A 16,798-nucleotide genomic window follows, 5' to 3' on the forward strand; every position below is an offset into this window, starting at 1 on the left:
ATTACATTAGCTGAGTGGGCAGTCTATTGGCTGTGGAATTCAGCAATCAAAAACTCGGTGTCCCACCAGACAGAACATGCTGCAGTTTCGTTCGTTTAACGTAAGTCATATACTTATTAACTTTTCTCAGAATTCCATGTATAGTAATAGTATTAAACGATTCAAAGGAGTTTCTTTATGAAAAAACGCGAATTCATTGTGCAAGATTTGCTTAGTAAAATATATCAAGAAGAATTTAGAAACGGTAAACTGCCGAATCAGCGGGAGTTGGCACGGATTTATGGGGTATCGCGCTTCACAATTCAACAGTCGATCAAGAATCTGGAGGAAATTGGGATTGTTCGGGTAGTTCAAGGTTCGGGAATTTTCGTTCATGAGAAGTGGGTGAAGAATCCGCTGATTTTCAATTCTTTGACTCGAACACCTTATGATCGCATTGATTCTAAAATGATTGATTTGAAGAGAGCATCAGCAACTCTGGAGGAACAGAAAATTTTCCAGATTGGTGAACAGGAGGAAGTTTGGTCCTTTGAACGAATTCGGATTGTGAACTATAAGATTGAGCAGCTGGAAATTTCTAAATTGCCGGTTTCAATGTTTCCGGATTTATCTCGGGAGGTCGTGGAGCATTCGATTCAAAACTATGTCGAAAAGCAGGGTTACCGCATTTCTCACTACATCACCAGCTATGATCCGATTACTACCAATAAGGAACAATCCAACTTGCTATTATGCAAACGGGGCACGCCAGCAATGCAAATTACCAATCGAGCCATCTTGGAGAATGGTCAGGTCTACGAATACAGTAGTATTATTGCAATTGATTATTCGGTGACTTATATAAGACCCTTTGATCGGGAGATTCATCGTTCAAGAATAGACTAAAACCTCACGAACTTCAAGGATTTACTTGAGGTCCCGTGAGGTTTTTTATTATGGCGTTACAATGGTTCCGTCTGGTGTCCGGCTTTGGGTCCATTCATGTGGACGATAAACTACTGGATATTGTCCGGCTAATTCTTCATTAAAAGTCACACCGATTCCGCTTTGCTCAATTGGATAGAAAAAGCCTTTTTCAGGTGCTGGAATATTACCAAACAGGCTGCGTGTATTTTCAGGAATATCAATGTTTTCTTGAATTGCTGCATTGTGCAGATGAATGTTCAAATGAGTATTCACTGCCAGTCCCACTGGACTAATATCGGAGGGGGTATGCCAAGCAATTCGCACACCCATCGCTTCACAGAAGTGAGCCAGCTTCAAGGCTGGTGTAATCCCGCCGATTTGAGAAACATGAGCCCGCATAAAATCGATTTGACGGTTACGCACAAGTTCCTTCCATTCCATCGGGTTGTTAAACAGCTCGCCTGTCGCAATCGGTGTTGCTGATTGGTTGCGTAATTGCGCCAGCCATTCGTTTTGGTTTGGTGGCAAAATATCCTCTAAAAAGAATAAATTGTATGGTTCAGTAGCTTTTGCAAATTGAATCGCTTGATTCGGATGCAAGCGTTCATGCACGTCATGCAACATTTGAAATTGGTTGTTATATTTTTCCTTGATCGCTTTAAACATTTTTAAGGTTGTTTGCATATAATCCATTTGGTCGAAATAAGAACCTTTCATCGGATGTTCGGGTGTTTGCAGATTCTCAGGGTTGCCCCCGTAGAAACCTAACTGACAACGGATATAACGATAACCTTCTGCTAAGAATTTATCAATCTCTCCATAAAGGTCGTCTAAATTATCAGCAACTGCATGAGTATAAGCTGGAATTGCTGTACGAGCTTTTCCACCTAATAGCTGATACAAGGGCATATCTGCCAATTTACCTTTGATATCCCACAGAGCCATGTCTACACCAGAGATCGCATTGTTGGTGATGGGCCCGTTACGCCAGTAAGAATTTACGTTCATTACTTGCCAGATATCTTCGATTTGGTTAGCATCACGTCCGATTAACAGTGGTTTCAAGTACTCTTCAACCACTGTTTGAACAGCTAATGGGCGAAACTGGAACGTGCCGCAACCCAGACCGGATACCCCTTTATTGGTTTCAACTTTAACAACTAATAGGTTGTGGCGATCAGGCTTAATCGCAAAACTTTTTATGTCAGTAATAATCGTTGGTGTCATTCTATTCACTCCAATTTTGTAATACAAATCATTCCCACACTCATTGAAACACGGATACACTGACAGTGTCAATTTGGTCTGAAAAACACTATTTTTTTGATATAAAACCAGTCCAATTTATATTCAATTTATTAAAAAACGCTTATTTAAAGCTGTTTATTATTGCAAATAAGTGAAAAGGACTGGTTTTACAAGCTTAAGATATCATGCTAATATGTGGATGTGAAAGCGGAATCACGTGATGCAGGCGAAACTGACTGGTCCAAGCCTGAATTACTTGTTCCGTATGAACTAAGGAGGGATACCAAAAAATGAAACATGAAGATATTGCAAAACAAATTATCAAAGATGTCGGCGGAGCAGACAACATTAACAATGCATGGCATTGCATGACCCGCTTACGCTTTAATCTAAAGGATGAAAAGAAAGTCGATTACGCGTCTTTAGATAAGATTCCCAAAGTAGTAGGTACTAAATATCAAAGCGATCAATTACAGGTCGTTATCGGAACTGATGTAGCTGATTATTTTGCGCCACTTGCTAAAGAATTGGACTTAGATGAAAGCAGCCAACAGGGAAGCACTGAGAAAAAAGGTGCCGTTTCCTTATTTATGGATACTGTATCTGGGGTGTTCGGACCAATCGTACCTGCGATTGCTGGAGCCGGAATGATCAAAGGATTGATGGCTGGTTTAGTGGCTTTAAATGTCATCTCTAACCAAACCGATACTTATTTAGTGATTGATATGATTGCCAGCGGTGTATTTACATTCTTGCCATTTTTCGTTGCCGCTTCTGCTGCCCGTATTTTCAAAACGAACCAATATTTGGCGATTGCTATTGCGGCTACATTACAGTTTCCGACTATGACTAATGCAGTAGCTGAAGGAAATGTTTCAGCGTTCCAATTGTTCGGCCTAGTGCCGGTTCCAGTTTTTAACTATGCAGGAACAGTCATTCCGATTATATTCGCGGTCTTAGCTTTGAGTTACATTTATCGCTGGGTAGATAAAGTCTTACCGCAAGTTTTACGAACGGTATTTACTCCAACAATTTCGTTGTTTGTCGCCGGGTTAGTTACTTTAACAATTATCGGGCCAATCAGTATCCATCTAGGAAACCTATTGGCTACTGGTGTGGCTGGACTATTTACCATTTCACCAGTTTTAGCCGGTGTTGTCGTAGGTGCGATTCGTCCAATTGCGATCTTCACTGGTTTGCACCATGCGATGACACCAATTGCGTTGCAGAACTTTGCTAATCAAGGCTATGACATGTTAATGCCTATGATGTTTATGGCAAACATGGCCATCACTGGTGCTACAGCAGCAATTTACACTAAAGTAAAAACCAAAGAAGAAAAATCAATTGTTTTATCTTCGGCTGTATCAGGTATTTTAGGAATTACCGAGCCAGCATTATTCGGTATTTTGTCTAAATACAAAAAAGCCTTTATCGCTGCTACGATCGGAAGCTCAGTTGCATCAGCCTTTATCAGCTTCTTCGGGGTTCGGATTTATGGCTACATTTTATCAAGTATTTTCAGTTTACCAGCTTACATTGGGCAGTACTTTATCTTTGCCGTATTAGGCATCATCATTGCCTTGGTTCTATCCTTTGTTTTAACCTACATGCTAGTGCCAAAAGAAATGGATGAAGATACTGAATTAACCAATGAAGTTGATTTACATGCGGTTTCAAAAGGAGACTATGTTCCATTAGAAGATGTACCAGATGAAGTTTTCTCAACAAAATTGATGGGTGAAGGGTTTGCCATTAACTCAACGGATGGTGCTGTGTTCTCACCAGTAGCTGGTACTGTAACAACGGTTTTCCCATCTAAGCATGCGATTGGTATTAAAACCAGTAATGGTGTAGAAGTGCTAGTTCACATGGGAATTGACACGGTGGCTTTAAACGGACAAGGCTTTGAAGTGTTTGTTAAAGAAGGCGATCAAGTCTCGATCGAAACCAAACTGGCACAAATGGATTTAGCTTATATTCGCAATCAAGGTAAAGAAACCATGGTTATTGTGGTTATTACTAATATGGATCGTGTCCTGTCATTTTCAGGTATGCGTGATCTAGAAGGGCAACATTCAGCAGGAACATTACTAGAGCGGGCTGTTCTTAACTAATAGACTGGAGACATTTAAATGAAACGAGTAGAAATTTTAGCACGTTTAGAAAAAGCCGGTGTCATCGCCGTTGTTCGCGGCAAAGATCACACTGAAGCAATCAAAGCTAGTCAAGCCATCATTGAAGGCGGAGTAATCGGAATCGAAGTTACCTTCACGATCCCGAACGCTCAGTTGGCTATTCAGGAATTGACCGATGCGTATCGGAGACAAGATGTCGTAATCGGAGCAGGAACTGTTTTGGATGCAGTGACCGCACGCTTGGCTATTATGGCTGGGGCGGAATTTATTGTCAGCCCTAGCTTCAATGCTGAAACGGCTGAACTTTGCAACCTGTACCAGATTCCTTATTTACCAGGTTGCATGACCGTTACTGAAATGCAAACGGCTTTAAAGAGCGGTGTGGATATTATTAAGCTATTCCCAGGAAGTGCTTATGGCCCAAGTATCGTTTCAGCAGTTAAAGCACCCCTACCACACATTAATTTGATGCCAACAGGCGGAGTAAGTCTAGAAAATATGGCTATCTGGTTTGAATCTGGAGTAGTAGCTGTCGGTGTCGGTGGTAATTTGCTGGCCCCAGCGGCTGAAGGTGATTTTTCCAAGGTAACAGTAATTGCTCAGCAGTATGCTGCAAAACTAGATGAAATTAGAGGCATTAATCATGACTAAAGTGCCTTGTCTAACTGGGGACACAGTGGTGCAGTTCATGATTAGTGATAATACTAGATAAAAAATACGGCAGTCACTTGCTATCTATTATAGAAGACAAGTGACTGTTATTTTAATTTTTTATAACTATGTGTTCTTGTCACTTTTAGCGCCATATTGCATTATTTCAACTGTTAAATTGCACTAGCTACAAAATTTATCCGAATAATTAATAGTTCTCTTTAGATATCAACTAGTTCTCCTGCTATTTCATTTAGATGATTAATTTTCAATACTCTAGATATGTTGGAATAATTTTAAATAGTATTAACATCTTTTTTATTTTGAAAATCCCCAAAATATTTGTCCTTTATCATAATTTTATCTCCTTTCATATATTTAATTATCGTTCATTTAAAGCACATCTAAAATAGACACTAGAAATATATTGGAATAACTATTTTTCAGTGTATAAAAAACACTTTAAAAGGTATATTTTGAAGTTACATATGCGAGAGTTTCAACAATCGATTAAAATTTGTCACAAAAAAAAATTTTAAAAAAAATCGGACACCGCAATTGAGCAGCGTCCGATTTTTTTTTAAAGCATTAAACTTTATTTGAAAAGAAGATACATTTATGGCAGAAGCAATTGGTAATCCGCTTTTAGATCGTTTCATCAAAGCTTTAATCATCCAGATACTTGTTATGATAGCAGAACAAGAAAGGACTGAATCTAAAATACGATGCTTCCCTGAGTTAAGAGCGTAGTTTTCTTGTACAAACCTTTTATTGATTCTTCCTTCTTATATCATCTAAAATTTATTCTAATTGCTTTTTGAATCAACAGGATAAATGACTACCAATGTTACTACTAGCGCTATGACCAAAATGATAGTACTCAAAATAACTTCAAAATGATACGTTGCAAGATTTCCAGAAATATGACTGGCTAACGCTGTAATTAGCGCCAACCCTACTGATCCACCCATTTGATGTATCGTATTGACCAAACCTGATGCAGAACCAGCTTCCCCTTCTGTTGTATCTACAACACCTAAAGAAGTGAGTGGACTTAAGGTCAATCCTTGTCCTATCCCAATTACAATCATCGGAATTGCAATTCCAATAAAATAACTTTCTCCAGTATTTAAGATAACTGTCAGAGCGTAACCAACAATAGAGATAGCTAATCCAGTTATCAAAACTTTTGTATTTCCATATTTTTCTGTCAAACGAGCTGTTTGATAAGAAAAAATAAATACCGCTATCGTTAAAGGAAAAAATGCAAAGCCAGTAACTAAAGGCGAAAAACCAAAGTGTGTCTGTAATAGTTGAGGCGTTACAAACCAGTAGGTGAAGCTGGCACCAGTAAATAAAAACCGTGCAAGATAAGCGCCAGAGTGACGCTTGTCATGAAACAAAGACAATGGAATTAACGGTGTAGAAATTTTTCGTTCAACTAAAATAAATATTCCTAAAACCATGATTGCACCAATAATGATTGGCACTTGAAAATTTTCTGCTGAAATACCATAAATCAAAGCTGACATACCTAAAATGGATAAAAGACTACCAATAATATCCATTTTAGCTTTCACTTTTTGGCTAGCACCAATAAATTTAAGTGTTGCAAGGATTAACAAAATTGCAATCGGAATGTTGATGAAAAAACCATCGCGCCAACTAAAGACACTAGCAAAAAAGCCGCCTAAAACTAAACCAATACTAGCACCCACTCCAGCAGTAGCTCCGTATAGAGCAATCGCTTTGACTCTGCTCTTATCTTTATAATTATCTAAAATTAGCGCCAAAGTCGAGGGTGCTAAAATTGCTGAGCCTACTCCTTGAAAGAAACGAGCGACAATAATATGTGTTGCTGAAGTTGCCGTACCTACAAACAAGGAACCAATAGCAAAGATTACCATACCTAATATAAACACCCGGCGACGTCCAAAAATATCTCCAGCACGACCACCAAAAAGTAGGAGTCCGCCAAAAGTTAACGCATAAGCATTACTTACCCAAGTTAGTTGAATCGCATTTAGATTTAAATCTGCGGCAATCCGTACGGAACCGGTAAAAACGATTGAATTATCCAGCAAAATCATAAAGTAACTAATCAAAATAATTGGTAAAATCCAATCAGTTTTTCTTACAGCTATTGTTTCCATTATCTAAAAAAACTTCCTTTCAAAATAAGATCTGACTATTTAAAACTAGTCAAAAAATTAACTGTTTCGGAATCATTGTTAAAAAAAATAAATTTTCTTTTTGATCTAATCATATGCGTTTCTACTTAATTTCACCGTAAGGGCACTATCAATAAAGCGATCGGGATAAAAATTACTCCATCGATTACTTTTGATTTGCCAGATTTGCGAGCTGTTTTCATTGCCTGATAACTATTATGATAATTGTTAATGGTTGGTGAATAAGGATTAAATCAAGATAATCTGTTCGTAAAAGACGCTGTGATTCGTCAATGGAAACTTTCGTTTTTCCATAGCCATCATTGTAAATCCAAAGTTTTGAAGTCGTGAAAAATTCTTCTCTAGGACACCCTTTTTTTCTGACAGCATTTCCGTAAATTTGATCGGTATCAAGTGACCGGTGATCGATTTAAAATACCTCACTAATCATTTTCTCGCCAGTATACCTTACGACTATAATTATAAGAAACAGTTTTTTAGTCTCTGTCACTCAGTAACTTCCCACCAACACCGACATTATCTGCATTATTTTCCTTTAAAAAAACATAAAAGGCTGCTTCAGGTGCGCCCAATACACGGGCTGCGGTCGTAGTGAATTCTTTAGCTAAAATTTGTTTTTGTTCCTTCGTTAATTTTCCTGCTTCAAATGTAATCACTGGCATATTTTTCTCTCCTATTCGAATTGACTTAACATATCTAACATGCGAGGGTCATCATGTGTCGTACCACCCAACGGTGCTTTTTGATCTATCGCTTTGATTAAAGCCATTTCTTCAGCCGATAAAACAAAATCAAAAATCTCAAAGTTTTCTTGCATTCTTTCTAGATGACTTGCTTTGGGGATAGTGACTACATTTCTTTGCATAAACCAGCGTAAAATTACTTGTGCTACCGATTTTTGATGGGTTTTTGCTATTTCCATTAAAACTGGATGGGTCAAGATGTCTTTTCCTCCACGACCTAAAGGACTCCAGGCTTCTAGTTGAACACCGGCTTCCTTCATCAAAGCTTCTGCCTCCCATTGTTGATTCAACGGATGTGTTTCTCGTTGATCCACCATTGGTGCAATGTCATTATGCATGACTAAATCCTTCAAACGGTCAGGATAGAAATTACTGACACCAATTGCTCGAATTTTTCCTGTCTGATATAACTCTTCCATCGCCCGCCATGAACCATAATAATCATTAAAAGGTTGATGAATTAAATATAAATCCAGATAGTCCAGTCCTAGTTTTTCTAAAGAAACGTTAAAAGCTTTTTTGGTATTTTCATATCCAGCATCTTTAAACCAAAGTTTTGTGGTAATAAACAATTCTTCCCGAGGAATGCTACTTTTTTTCAAGGCAGCCCCTACTTCTTCTTCGTTGTAATATCTTGAAGCTGTATCAATTAAGCGGTAGCCAGTTTTTAAAGCGTTAGTGACCGCTTCTTCTGCTTCTCCTGGTTCGTTCATTAGAAAAACGCCAAAACCTAATTTTGGCATTTTTACGCCATTACTTAAAGTTACATATTCCATTACAATTCCTCCTATTCAAAATCTGCTAAAACTACTAAATCTTCTGTACTTAAATACGCTTTGTATGCTGCTGCTCGCTCAGCAATTTCTGTATCGTCCATTCGAGAAGCACCAGTTGAGATAAACGGCGTAATAAAATCAGTCCCAATTAAATTACTAGTAGCTTGGAACGGGCGTAATAACTCAGTTACAGTGTATTTAAAATCATTTCCATGACCATATAATTCAGTTGGCGCACCGGGAGTAACAACTAACAATAATTCTTTCCCGTGTAATTTATCACCTGCGCTACCATGAGCCCAACCATAGTCTAGGACGGCATCTTCCCATTGTTTAACTAAAGCCGGACTTGAATACCAATACATAGGAAATTGTAAAACGATCCGATCTGCCTCTTCCAAGACAGCTTGTTCAGCCGCCACATCGATTTTAAAATCAGGATACAGTTGGTACATATCACGCACTTCGATATCTGTTAGATCTTTGATTGCTTCAGCTAGTTTTGCATTAACGTTTGATGTTGATAAATCAGGGTGAAATACTAATACCGTTGTTTTCATTTAAATTTACTTCCTTTTCTTTCAGCTTTTCTAATTTCTTGTCGTAGATAATCAATTCGTTCAATTTTTTGTTCTTCTAAGTGAATTTGATTTAATTTTTGACCACGCTTTTTCTCTAAGAAACGTAGTTGTTCAACTTGAGAATCTGGTTTTAAAATATTCAATTGCATATAGGTTTTAATTTCATCATTTTCAAAACCAATATCATGGAGAGCCATAATTTTTCCAAGTCGTTCTAAATCTTGATCATCGTATTGCCAAGCTCCCATCACAATTTTGACGGAATCACATAAGCCCCATGTTTCATATTCTTTTAAAACTTCCACTGGGATATGATATTGTTGGCTAACTTCACTCTGTTTCATTTTTTCACCTCACAAAAAAAGACATCTATTCCTCTCAACACGATTCATTATCGTGTCTAGAACAATAAATGTCTAATACTTATATTAAATGCAAACAAATGCTTTTTAAGCATTTTTAACGAATTCAATAAACGCTCGAGTAGCTTCTGAATATACTTGATTGGCTTTCCATGCCAACACGGAATGTAAAGTTAAGTCGGGCTCAAAAGGAATAAACTTAAGATTTGGGTAACGAACATGTAACTCTATGCAGAGGACTAAACCTACCCCACTATTAACTAACACCGCTGCATTATTCAATAAAGTATAAGTCGAAACGATTTTTAATTCTGCATCATTCTGATTAAACCAACTAGCTAATTCATTTTGAATAGGATGACTGTCTGTAACTATTAAATCTCTCCCAAATAAATCTTGCGGGGTGACCCTTGACTTCTGAGCCAATGGATCAGTCTCTTTGACTAGAATCCCCCATCTCTCCTGTTGCTTCATACGGATAAACTGGTATTTTTCTATCTCCACAGGTTGTATCAATAAACCAAAATCCATTAGACCCTGCTCGATTTGTTCTTTAATAAAATCATTCATGCCACTTATTATATGGAAGGTAACTAGTGGATATAGTTTTTTAAAGCCCTGAATTAAATTTCCTATTTGTTCCATACTCAATAACTCGCCACAACCAATCGAGATTTCTCCGACTACATTTTCATCAGCTTGGACTAATTCTGACTTGGTCTTTTCAGTTAGTTGTAAAATTTCTTGCGCCCGACGACGCAAAAGATTCCCTTCTTCAGTTAAAATAATACGGTGCTTACTGCGTTGGTATAGTTTCACACCTAGTTCATCTTCTAACTGTAGCAATTGGCGGGATAAGGTAGGCTGAGTAATGTGTAAAATACTTGCCGCTCGTGTGATATTTTCTTCTCTAGCAACCACTAAAAAATAATTCAAAACTCTTAATTCCATAAGTTTACTCCTGCCGTTAATTTTAACCGTCACAAAAATTTTTAAGTCATTTTAAACAGATTTTATAGCTCATTATAATTAACTATAAAGACGTTGTAAAATCAAATATGGTTTTGGAATATAATTACTCTAGGTTTTTATTCATTACAGATGAAATATTTCAACGTCATTTTTTTAGAAGTGATAAGTCATTTAAACCTATGAAAAATAGGTATTTTACTATTCATAGTTGTCTCTACTTTCAGTTTAGCCCCACTGGCTTTCTTATATTTACCAACATTCTTTCCTTTAGCAATATCAGATTTGAGTATTTTAGAATAGTCTCCAAGATCACCTTTACCTATTACTTTTGTTAAATACCCATTAGAGTCCACAAATTCATCAACGACTGGAATTGGTATCTTGCTCAGTTTATTCCCTAATGCTTTTGCTGCATCATCTCCATACTTCATAGTTTTATCTAATATGCTAGTTACTTTTCCTAATTTGCTAACTGATGTAGCCTTACTTACTGTTTTAAACGTATTAGCACCTTAGCTAATTTTGAAGCAAAAGAAGCCCACCAAACGCTTGGTGGGCTGCAGGTCATGTTTCCCTAACCGTTAAATAACTATCTTTTATTTAATTTTCAATAATTATATACAGATGCAGATACTTTTCCTGAACGGTTAGATATGTTTTTTATTGTTATAGAATAATACTTATTGTTTGTCACACCATATGTTTTTTCCTCTTTAAACCATGTTACTAATTTATTTTGATAAAAATCAACTGGATAATTATCTGGAATATCCTCCTCTAACTCAATAATTTCTCCATTTTTATCAACTAAGGTAATTTTTTTTTATTTATTATATCGTAAAATTCATCATCTGTTTTATTTCGCCAAATAGTTTTATTTGTATTGCTACTCATTTGTAATTTCAAACCATCTGGATTATCAATAACCAAAGTTGAATAGTATTCAAGATGATCAATATTTGGTTTTACCTCTAATTTTATTTCTTGATTAGGTTTCATCTTCGTATAGTTCAAGCTTGATAAAATTTTAGTTTCATTCATAAGCACAAGAACACCCATAAATACTACTACTGCTAAAATTGATCCTGAAAAAAATAGGAGTATTTTTTTTGCAAATGATACATTATTTTTTCACCTGTCTTTATTTATAATCTTTAATTCCATCCTCAATGAATTGTGCATCGCCAGAGTTATCTTCCCAACTTCTTTCTTGCATATTCCTAAGCCATTTTGCTGACTATTTATTTAGTAAAGTTAGACTTTTCCTTTTCTAGCGTACGTTTCGCAGCATTTAATCGTTGTCTTTATTATTGTCTGGCACGATCTTCTTCACTCATAGAAGACGGACACTCCTTTCCTTAATCAAAATGAACCTTTCTCATTGAAAACCACCTCAGTTTTTACCGTAATCAAGATCATTTAGAAAACATCTTCATAGTTCATGATCTTTCTTTTTAAATCATACTAATTTTGAAGACGACTTTTTTAAAATTAAGCATAAGTGGACAAGATTAGTCACATCTGCACTATTTTTCAAAATTTACAGATAAAATGAACTGATTTCATAAAAAAACTTTGCTTTTTGTTATATTCGACTAACTAGGAAGCAGAACTTGAGACAAAAGTCCGAAGAAATCATTACTTAGCTACAAGAAGACATAATAATATCGAGTAAAAGAATGAATTCAAGCTCGATTATGAATAGATAAAATCAGAGTTTAGTGTACTCAATTAAAGGCAAGCGTCGTAATCGTTTCCATTTTTCTGGAAAATAGCACTGATAGACAAGCGACCTAAATAGAAATCTGGTAAAATTGATGTATTAAAAAAATAGGTCGAAGGTACGGATGCTGTTGAGTAGTTTGCGACAAAGAGAGGATGGATATAAATGCTATGGAGTGAAAAATATACCAAAGATGTTGAACCAACCCCACAACAAGTCAAGGACTTTATCAATAACCCTATGTTTGAAGAATTAGATCATTATTTACAAGATACTTATGAAATAAAAGCGAAAAAAGCTTATAGTGGTTGTTCCATGGATCAAGGGATTTGGAAGGGATGGAATATTAAATATCGTAAAAAGGGGCGTACTATTTGTACCCTCTATCCTCAAGAAGGATATGTTTTAGCATTGTTACCATTAAATCATAAGGAATTAGCAGAAGCAGAAATACTTTTACCGACACTTTCCCATGAGACTCAAGAAATCTATAATAATACCAAGGTTGGCCATACTGGAAAATCATTGCCGTTAAACATTCGAAATGAAAGTACTGTCAAAGATATTAAACAAATTATCTCTTTGAGAGTTCGTGGGTAGTAAGTCAAAAAAACTATCTAACTTTACTGCAGGATTTCATTTGGTTAGCAGATCTAAAGTTGATTAATTTATCATTGTATTCGAACTAGAACAAACAAAAAAAAGAACTTCTAAATCGAAGTTCTTTTTTTATGATCAATATGACTTCAGGAATTAGGAGATTCGCTGCCAAACTAACTCCCACTATTCCAAGTAAAAAATAATCTCTTCTCCTTTTAAAAAGTCTAATTTAATCAGGTTGCAAGAATCTCTTGCTTGTTGATACAAAAGAGTTTTGCTAGCATTTAGATGTACTTTTGGTAAGTTAGAAATAACTAAGGAGGAGAGACTTTGTTTAGTGATTTGATAAAAGAAAGGCGAAAAGAACTAGGTTGGACCCAACAAGATTTTGCAGATAAAATCTTTGTCACGCGTCAAACTATTTCTAATTGGAAGAATGAAAAAAACTTTCCTGATATTCCTACACTTATTCAAATTAGCGATCAATTGGATCTTTCCTTAGATTACTTACTCAAGGAAGACGTGAACTATATGAAAAAAGTGGAAAAGGATTATGCCTTAATAAAAAGAGAAAGACGGGCTCAAAAAATTAGGCAGAATAGTTGCTGGTCTGACGATTGCTATCATGCTGACTACAGTGGCTGGTGTTGCACTGCGTAATCAACATATTCTATCTGAAAAGTGGGTTGCTCTGTCTATCCTTACTCTATGTATACCACTGCAAGTGATCAGCTATCTACTTTATAAAACTCATTTTAACTCTGACCCTAATTTGCCCCAACCTTTATGGATCCCTAAAGTTTATGGCGTAGGGTTATCGATAAATCCCAATAGTTTAATCGGAAAATTAGTTTGGTTGGCGATTTTCATTTTTCTCGTAGCCTTATGGGGTTATGCCTTATTTTTCTTATGATGTACACCTATAAAGTCAAGATTAAATGCTAAAAATACAGCTGAAAGTATAGTGCTTTTAATTTTTATTAGTCCTCTAAATAACCAACCATTCTTCAAGCTAGATGGTCGGCTATTTTAGTTGTTTCTTTAGAAAGTTTAATAATTATTGTAAGTTAACAGATTGGCGTAAGAAAAGCAGAGTTTTAACCAATGATTATAGTAAAAAACCAGCAAATTTTCATTACCTGGTCCTCCACTATTCTAATCCTGCTGCTCCAGCTTGAATGCATAGCCTTTTCCCCAAACGGTTTGTAAATAGGCACTGCCAAAGCCACAGTCTCGGATCTTCTTTTTCATGCGGCCAACAGTCGCCGACAGATGACTTTGGATGGCAGGTCTATATTCTGTTCCCCAAACCAAATGAGCCAATTCTCTTGGGGTTAATGGTTCTCCTTCAGCTTTTAATAATTCCTTCAAAATATTTTGTTCTACTCTTGTAAAAGTTACTTTTTGAAAAATCAATTCATCACGCCACTCCCATAAAGATGGGTTCAATAATTTGTGTTCTTTTTGAGGTTCTTTTTGAGGATCCTCTTTCTTTTCCACACTCAAGACTTCCCGTATCGTTTCTAAAGAAGTTTCAGGAGATAAATAAATTTGAATCTGTGATTGCTGGCTGACTTCCTCTTCTGTCTCAATTATTTTAATAATTAGTGGTTCCTGTTGGGAGATTTCCGGTAAGATATTTTCACTATCGCTTTTTGTCAATGTATCACTTAATAGCACTACTTCAAATTCCGTAAAAAAATTCTGTGATACTTTTTTATTTCTTATTTCTTTTAACAGCGTTTGACTACATAAGACTTCATGTCCCAATTTGCGAATCCGTGACTCCAACTGTTGTTCTGCATAAACGTTCCTCGTTAAATATAAAATACGAGACATACCTAACACCTCTCTTTTCCTATATGTATAGAGGGAGTTTTTATACTCCCCCAGTCGTTCAATTTAGAAAATAATTAATTTTGACTATCTAAATATTGATATATCCCTAATCTCATTCACCTATTAAAAAGAATAAATAGTGATCAATTAAGTAGAAATAACTTTCGTTCTAATAATTCTTTATTATCAGTGTTCCATTGATTAATAGGCCAGTGTTTATTATTGTCATTTTATTTTGATCAATTCGTGATATTTGTAGAAATGAGCTGATATTGTACAGTCAGAACACCACCAGTATAACTACCTACTCTTTTTAAAGTAGCACCATCTGTGGATGTCAGAGTGATATCTTTTCCGCTAAAAGCAATTACAGAACTAATCTCGATTGTGCCAGATAAAACAATAGGTTCTGCACCAGTAGTTGAAGCGCTCGCTATAGCATCCTTTAGTCCTTGTTCCGTTGTCACTTCACCAATTTGTGGACTCGCACCATTTCTGGTAGTCTCTTTACTGGCTGATGCCTGACTCTCGCCTCCAGTATTCCCATCAGAATTTTGCTTTTCTTCTGTAAATAATTCACCAGACATCCCGACATCTAGTTGATTTTCTTGATCAATATTTTCGGAACTATTTGGTGATGCACTATCTGTCGTCTCCGCTAAAACTTGGACTGGTCCGACTGCTAATTGGCTGATTAATAATATTCCGGTGGCGACTGAGATTAATTGTTTATTCCACTTGATTAATTTAAATTTCTGTCCTTCTTTCATTTTTAATCCTCCTTGACTTTTAACCACATTCATCTAATTATAACAGGTCGAATCCTTTAATTGTGGCATTTTCGTCATTTAATAGACTAAAAATAATATAATAACTTATACACATAGTGTTAACTTAATAATTAATAATATATATTTTTAATTATAAATAACAACGAATTCTGAGAACAAAGAAATATTAACAGTTTTAGCCATCGTAAATTAACGATTTCTGTCGGTTCTTTTATCTCAAACAATTTTTCAAGCTTAAAGATAGTCACTTTTTCATTAGCCACTCAAAAATAATCCTCTTTTGCGAATATGCAGCAAGCGCTCTCCAAGAATTCTCACCAGCACAAATAAACGGACTAGTTGTTTATACTTTCCCATTAACAAATGCCTTTCTCTCGCGGTGAAATACTCGCCAAATTGATAAATTTCCGCAGCTATATCAGGGGTAGCTGGATTTTTTTGATAGATTTCTCTAACGATTTCCACTAGTGGTAAATCTAGTTTCTCTGCCGCAAGGTTTCGGCGGATTAATAGCGCTTGGATGATTTTCAGACACAAAACTAGATTCGTCGTATTTCTATAGTATTTCGTCACTTGTCGTTGGATTTTTCGATAGTCGCGGTTTAATAGCTGGCGGCAAGTAAAAGGATGTTTTTGCATAATTTTTTCTCCTCATTTTTTCTTCTTATTTCTAATAACGAAAGTTTTGGTGAAAAAGTCCAAAAAATCTTAAAAATATTTTTTTCCGTCCTCCAGAGGACACTCAACTGTTTTAAAAATCCACGACATGAGAAAAATCCTATTTTATTTTTCAGCTAAAAGACCTTGATTTAAAGCCTTTAAAAACAAATGTCGTAGATTAAAAAATCTGTTCAGTGTCATTGAACTTGGCGATTTTTTACAAAATAAAAAAATCCCAACAAGTTGTGCTGGAATTTTGGCGGTTTTAAGTTTTTTAGCTGACTTACTGAAAATTTTTCCAGACAAAAAAACTGCCGACAACATCTTTTTTAATGTTGTCGGCAGTTAAATTTTCGATTATTTTAGTTATCCATCATGATATTCCAAGTAAGACTGGTGGGATTGATCAGAGATTCTTTGTTTCTCCAGCTTAATCTTTTATTAGCTTGCGGGAAACAATGACGATCAGACATAATAGTAAACCTAGAAATACCCAGTCCATATTCGTTAAATCTGCTGTTTGCGGATAACGACCTTGGCGTTCTTGTGTGATAACTAATTTTTGTGTAGTTGTGTCTGTTGTTGGCGACTGATTCGTATCTGTCGTACTTTCAAC

General features: G+C 36.0%; 19 protein-coding genes and 1 pseudogene. 6 read left to right on the forward strand and 14 right to left on the reverse strand.

What is annotated here, in order from left to right:
* Positions 1-177 precede the first annotated feature (177 nt).
* A complete protein-coding gene (locus KUA55_RS13615; RefSeq protein ID WP_218326926.1) occupies positions 178-885 on the forward strand; it encodes a GntR family transcriptional regulator in 708 nt (235 codons plus the stop codon).
* Positions 886-933: 48 nt separating this feature from the next.
* Here KUA55_RS13615 and KUA55_RS13620 read toward each other — a convergent pair whose 3' ends face one another.
* Positions 934-2,133 carry an enolase C-terminal domain-like protein gene (locus tag KUA55_RS13620; RefSeq protein WP_218326927.1) on the reverse strand — a complete coding sequence of 400 codons (1,200 nt, stop codon included), beginning with the start codon at positions 2,131-2,133 and terminating at the stop codon, positions 934-936.
* A 311-nt stretch (positions 2,134-2,444) separates the two neighbouring features.
* Here KUA55_RS13620 and KUA55_RS13625 point away from each other — a divergent pair, with 311 nt between their 5' ends.
* From KUA55_RS13625 to KUA55_RS13635, 3 genes and pseudogenes are all read left to right on the forward strand, one after another.
* Positions 2,445-4,271 (forward strand): glucose PTS transporter subunit IIA, encoded by a 1,827-nt coding sequence (locus KUA55_RS13625; protein ID WP_218326928.1) that lies wholly within the window; start codon positions 2,445-2,447, stop codon positions 4,269-4,271.
* A gap of 18 nt (positions 4,272-4,289) precedes the next feature.
* Positions 4,290-4,943, forward strand: a complete 654-nt coding sequence (locus KUA55_RS13630) for a bifunctional 2-keto-4-hydroxyglutarate aldolase/2-keto-3-deoxy-6-phosphogluconate aldolase (protein ID WP_218326929.1) — start codon at positions 4,290-4,292, stop codon at positions 4,941-4,943.
* Between the two features lie 618 nt (positions 4,944-5,561).
* A pseudogene (locus tag KUA55_RS13635) lies at positions 5,562-5,669 on the forward strand (recombinase family protein); the annotation flags it as partial.
* 80 nt (positions 5,670-5,749) lie between these two features.
* Here the strand turns inward: KUA55_RS13635 and KUA55_RS13640 are convergent.
* The 9 genes from KUA55_RS13640 to KUA55_RS13675 form a co-directional block, all read right to left on the reverse strand.
* Positions 5,750-7,096, reverse strand: a complete 1,347-nt coding sequence (locus tag KUA55_RS13640; protein WP_218326930.1) for an MFS transporter — start codon at positions 7,094-7,096, stop codon at positions 5,750-5,752.
* A gap of 217 nt (positions 7,097-7,313) precedes the next feature.
* Positions 7,314-7,544 carry an aldo/keto reductase gene (locus tag KUA55_RS18865; protein WP_484840040.1) on the reverse strand — a complete coding sequence of 77 codons (231 nt, stop codon included), beginning with the start codon at positions 7,542-7,544 and terminating at the stop codon, positions 7,314-7,316.
* Between the two features lie 67 nt (positions 7,545-7,611).
* Positions 7,612-7,797 (reverse strand): 4-oxalocrotonate tautomerase DmpI, encoded by a 186-nt coding sequence (gene dmpI / locus KUA55_RS13645; protein ID WP_218326931.1) that lies wholly within the window; start codon positions 7,795-7,797, stop codon positions 7,612-7,614.
* An 11-nt stretch (positions 7,798-7,808) separates the two neighbouring features.
* Positions 7,809-8,654, reverse strand: coding sequence for an aldo/keto reductase (locus tag KUA55_RS13650; RefSeq protein WP_218326932.1), 846 nt, complete (start codon positions 8,652-8,654; stop codon positions 7,809-7,811).
* Between the two features lie 11 nt (positions 8,655-8,665).
* The gene (locus KUA55_RS13655) at positions 8,666-9,214 is read right to left on the reverse strand and encodes an NAD(P)H-dependent oxidoreductase (protein WP_218326933.1); all 549 of its coding nucleotides are present in this window, start codon (positions 9,212-9,214) and stop codon (positions 8,666-8,668) included.
* Positions 9,211-9,579 (reverse strand): MerR family transcriptional regulator, encoded by a 369-nt coding sequence (locus KUA55_RS13660; protein ID WP_218326934.1) that lies wholly within the window; start codon positions 9,577-9,579, stop codon positions 9,211-9,213. Before KUA55_RS13660 ends, KUA55_RS13655 begins: the two co-directional genes overlap by 4 nt.
* A gap of 105 nt (positions 9,580-9,684) precedes the next feature.
* Entirely contained in the window at positions 9,685-10,548 is an 864-nt protein-coding gene (locus tag KUA55_RS18570) for a LysR family transcriptional regulator (protein ID WP_218326935.1), read from the reverse strand.
* A gap of 188 nt (positions 10,549-10,736) precedes the next feature.
* A complete protein-coding gene (locus tag KUA55_RS13670; protein ID WP_218326936.1) occupies positions 10,737-11,000 on the reverse strand; it encodes a hypothetical protein in 264 nt (87 codons plus the stop codon).
* A gap of 376 nt (positions 11,001-11,376) precedes the next feature.
* Positions 11,377-11,610 (reverse strand): hypothetical protein, encoded by a 234-nt coding sequence (locus KUA55_RS13675; protein WP_218326937.1) that lies wholly within the window; start codon positions 11,608-11,610, stop codon positions 11,377-11,379.
* 847 nt (positions 11,611-12,457) lie between these two features.
* Here KUA55_RS13675 and KUA55_RS13680 point away from each other — a divergent pair.
* Together KUA55_RS13680 and KUA55_RS13685 are read left to right on the forward strand one after the other, a co-directional pair.
* Positions 12,458-12,892, forward strand: coding sequence for a DUF3788 domain-containing protein (locus tag KUA55_RS13680; protein ID WP_218326938.1), 435 nt, complete (start codon positions 12,458-12,460; stop codon positions 12,890-12,892).
* A gap of 330 nt (positions 12,893-13,222) precedes the next feature.
* Positions 13,223-13,552 carry a helix-turn-helix domain-containing protein gene (locus tag KUA55_RS13685; RefSeq protein WP_218326939.1) on the forward strand — a complete coding sequence of 110 codons (330 nt, stop codon included), beginning with the start codon at positions 13,223-13,225 and terminating at the stop codon, positions 13,550-13,552.
* A 495-nt stretch (positions 13,553-14,047) separates the two neighbouring features.
* Here KUA55_RS13685 and KUA55_RS13690 read toward each other — a convergent pair whose 3' ends face one another.
* The 4 genes from KUA55_RS13690 to KUA55_RS13705 all read right to left on the reverse strand — a co-directional run.
* Positions 14,048-14,731 (reverse strand): winged helix-turn-helix domain-containing protein, encoded by a 684-nt coding sequence (locus KUA55_RS13690; RefSeq protein WP_218326940.1) that lies wholly within the window; start codon positions 14,729-14,731, stop codon positions 14,048-14,050.
* 239 nt (positions 14,732-14,970) lie between these two features.
* A complete protein-coding gene (locus KUA55_RS13695) occupies positions 14,971-15,501 on the reverse strand; it encodes a hypothetical protein (RefSeq protein ID WP_218326941.1) in 531 nt (176 codons plus the stop codon).
* Between the two features lie 276 nt (positions 15,502-15,777).
* Positions 15,778-16,161 (reverse strand): hypothetical protein, encoded by a 384-nt coding sequence (locus KUA55_RS13700; protein WP_218326942.1) that lies wholly within the window; start codon positions 16,159-16,161, stop codon positions 15,778-15,780.
* A gap of 451 nt (positions 16,162-16,612) precedes the next feature.
* The coding region (locus tag KUA55_RS13705; RefSeq protein ID WP_218326943.1) for a hypothetical protein at positions 16,613-16,798 on the reverse strand (186 nt) is incomplete at its 5' end.

The organism is Enterococcus alishanensis, assembly GCF_019218635.1.
GTDB classification, from domain to species: Bacteria; Bacillota; Bacilli; order Lactobacillales; family Enterococcaceae; genus Enterococcus_A; species Enterococcus_A alishanensis.

Coding starts and splice junctions, on each gene's coding strand:
- KUA55_RS13640 (WP_218326930.1), bottom strand. CDS start 7,096: ATGGAAACAATAGCTGTAAGAAAAACTGATTGGATTTTACCAATTATT.
- KUA55_RS13655 (WP_218326933.1), bottom strand. CDS start 9,214: ATGAAAACAACGGTATTAGTATTTCACCCTGATTTATCAACATCAAAC.
- KUA55_RS13650 (WP_218326932.1), bottom strand. CDS start 8,654: ATGGAATATGTAACTTTAAGTAATGGCGTAAAAATGCCAAAATTAGGT.
- KUA55_RS13660 (WP_218326934.1), bottom strand. CDS start 9,579: ATGAAACAGAGTGAAGTTAGCCAACAATATCATATCCCAGTGGAAGTT.
- KUA55_RS13625 (WP_218326928.1), top strand. CDS start 2,445: ATGAAACATGAAGATATTGCAAAACAAATTATCAAAGATGTCGGCGGA.
- KUA55_RS13615 (WP_218326926.1), top strand. CDS start 178: ATGAAAAAACGCGAATTCATTGTGCAAGATTTGCTTAGTAAAATATAT.
- dmpI (WP_218326931.1), bottom strand. CDS start 7,797: ATGCCAGTGATTACATTTGAAGCAGGAAAATTAACGAAGGAACAAAAA.
- KUA55_RS18570 (WP_218326935.1), bottom strand. CDS start 10,548: ATGGAATTAAGAGTTTTGAATTATTTTTTAGTGGTTGCTAGAGAAGAA.
- KUA55_RS13695 (WP_218326941.1), bottom strand. CDS start 15,501: ATGAAAGAAGGACAGAAATTTAAATTAATCAAGTGGAATAAACAATTA.
- KUA55_RS13630 (WP_218326929.1), top strand. CDS start 4,290: ATGAAACGAGTAGAAATTTTAGCACGTTTAGAAAAAGCCGGTGTCATC.
- KUA55_RS13700 (WP_218326942.1), bottom strand. CDS start 16,161: ATGCAAAAACATCCTTTTACTTGCCGCCAGCTATTAAACCGCGACTAT.
- KUA55_RS13680 (WP_218326938.1), top strand. CDS start 12,458: ATGCTATGGAGTGAAAAATATACCAAAGATGTTGAACCAACCCCACAA.
- KUA55_RS13690 (WP_218326940.1), bottom strand. CDS start 14,731: ATGTCTCGTATTTTATATTTAACGAGGAACGTTTATGCAGAACAACAG.
- KUA55_RS13675 (WP_218326937.1), bottom strand. CDS start 11,610: ATGAATGAAACTAAAATTTTATCAAGCTTGAACTATACGAAGATGAAA.
- KUA55_RS13620 (WP_218326927.1), bottom strand. CDS start 2,133: ATGACACCAACGATTATTACTGACATAAAAAGTTTTGCGATTAAGCCT.
- KUA55_RS13670 (WP_218326936.1), bottom strand. CDS start 11,000: ATGAAGTATGGAGATGATGCAGCAAAAGCATTAGGGAATAAACTGAGC.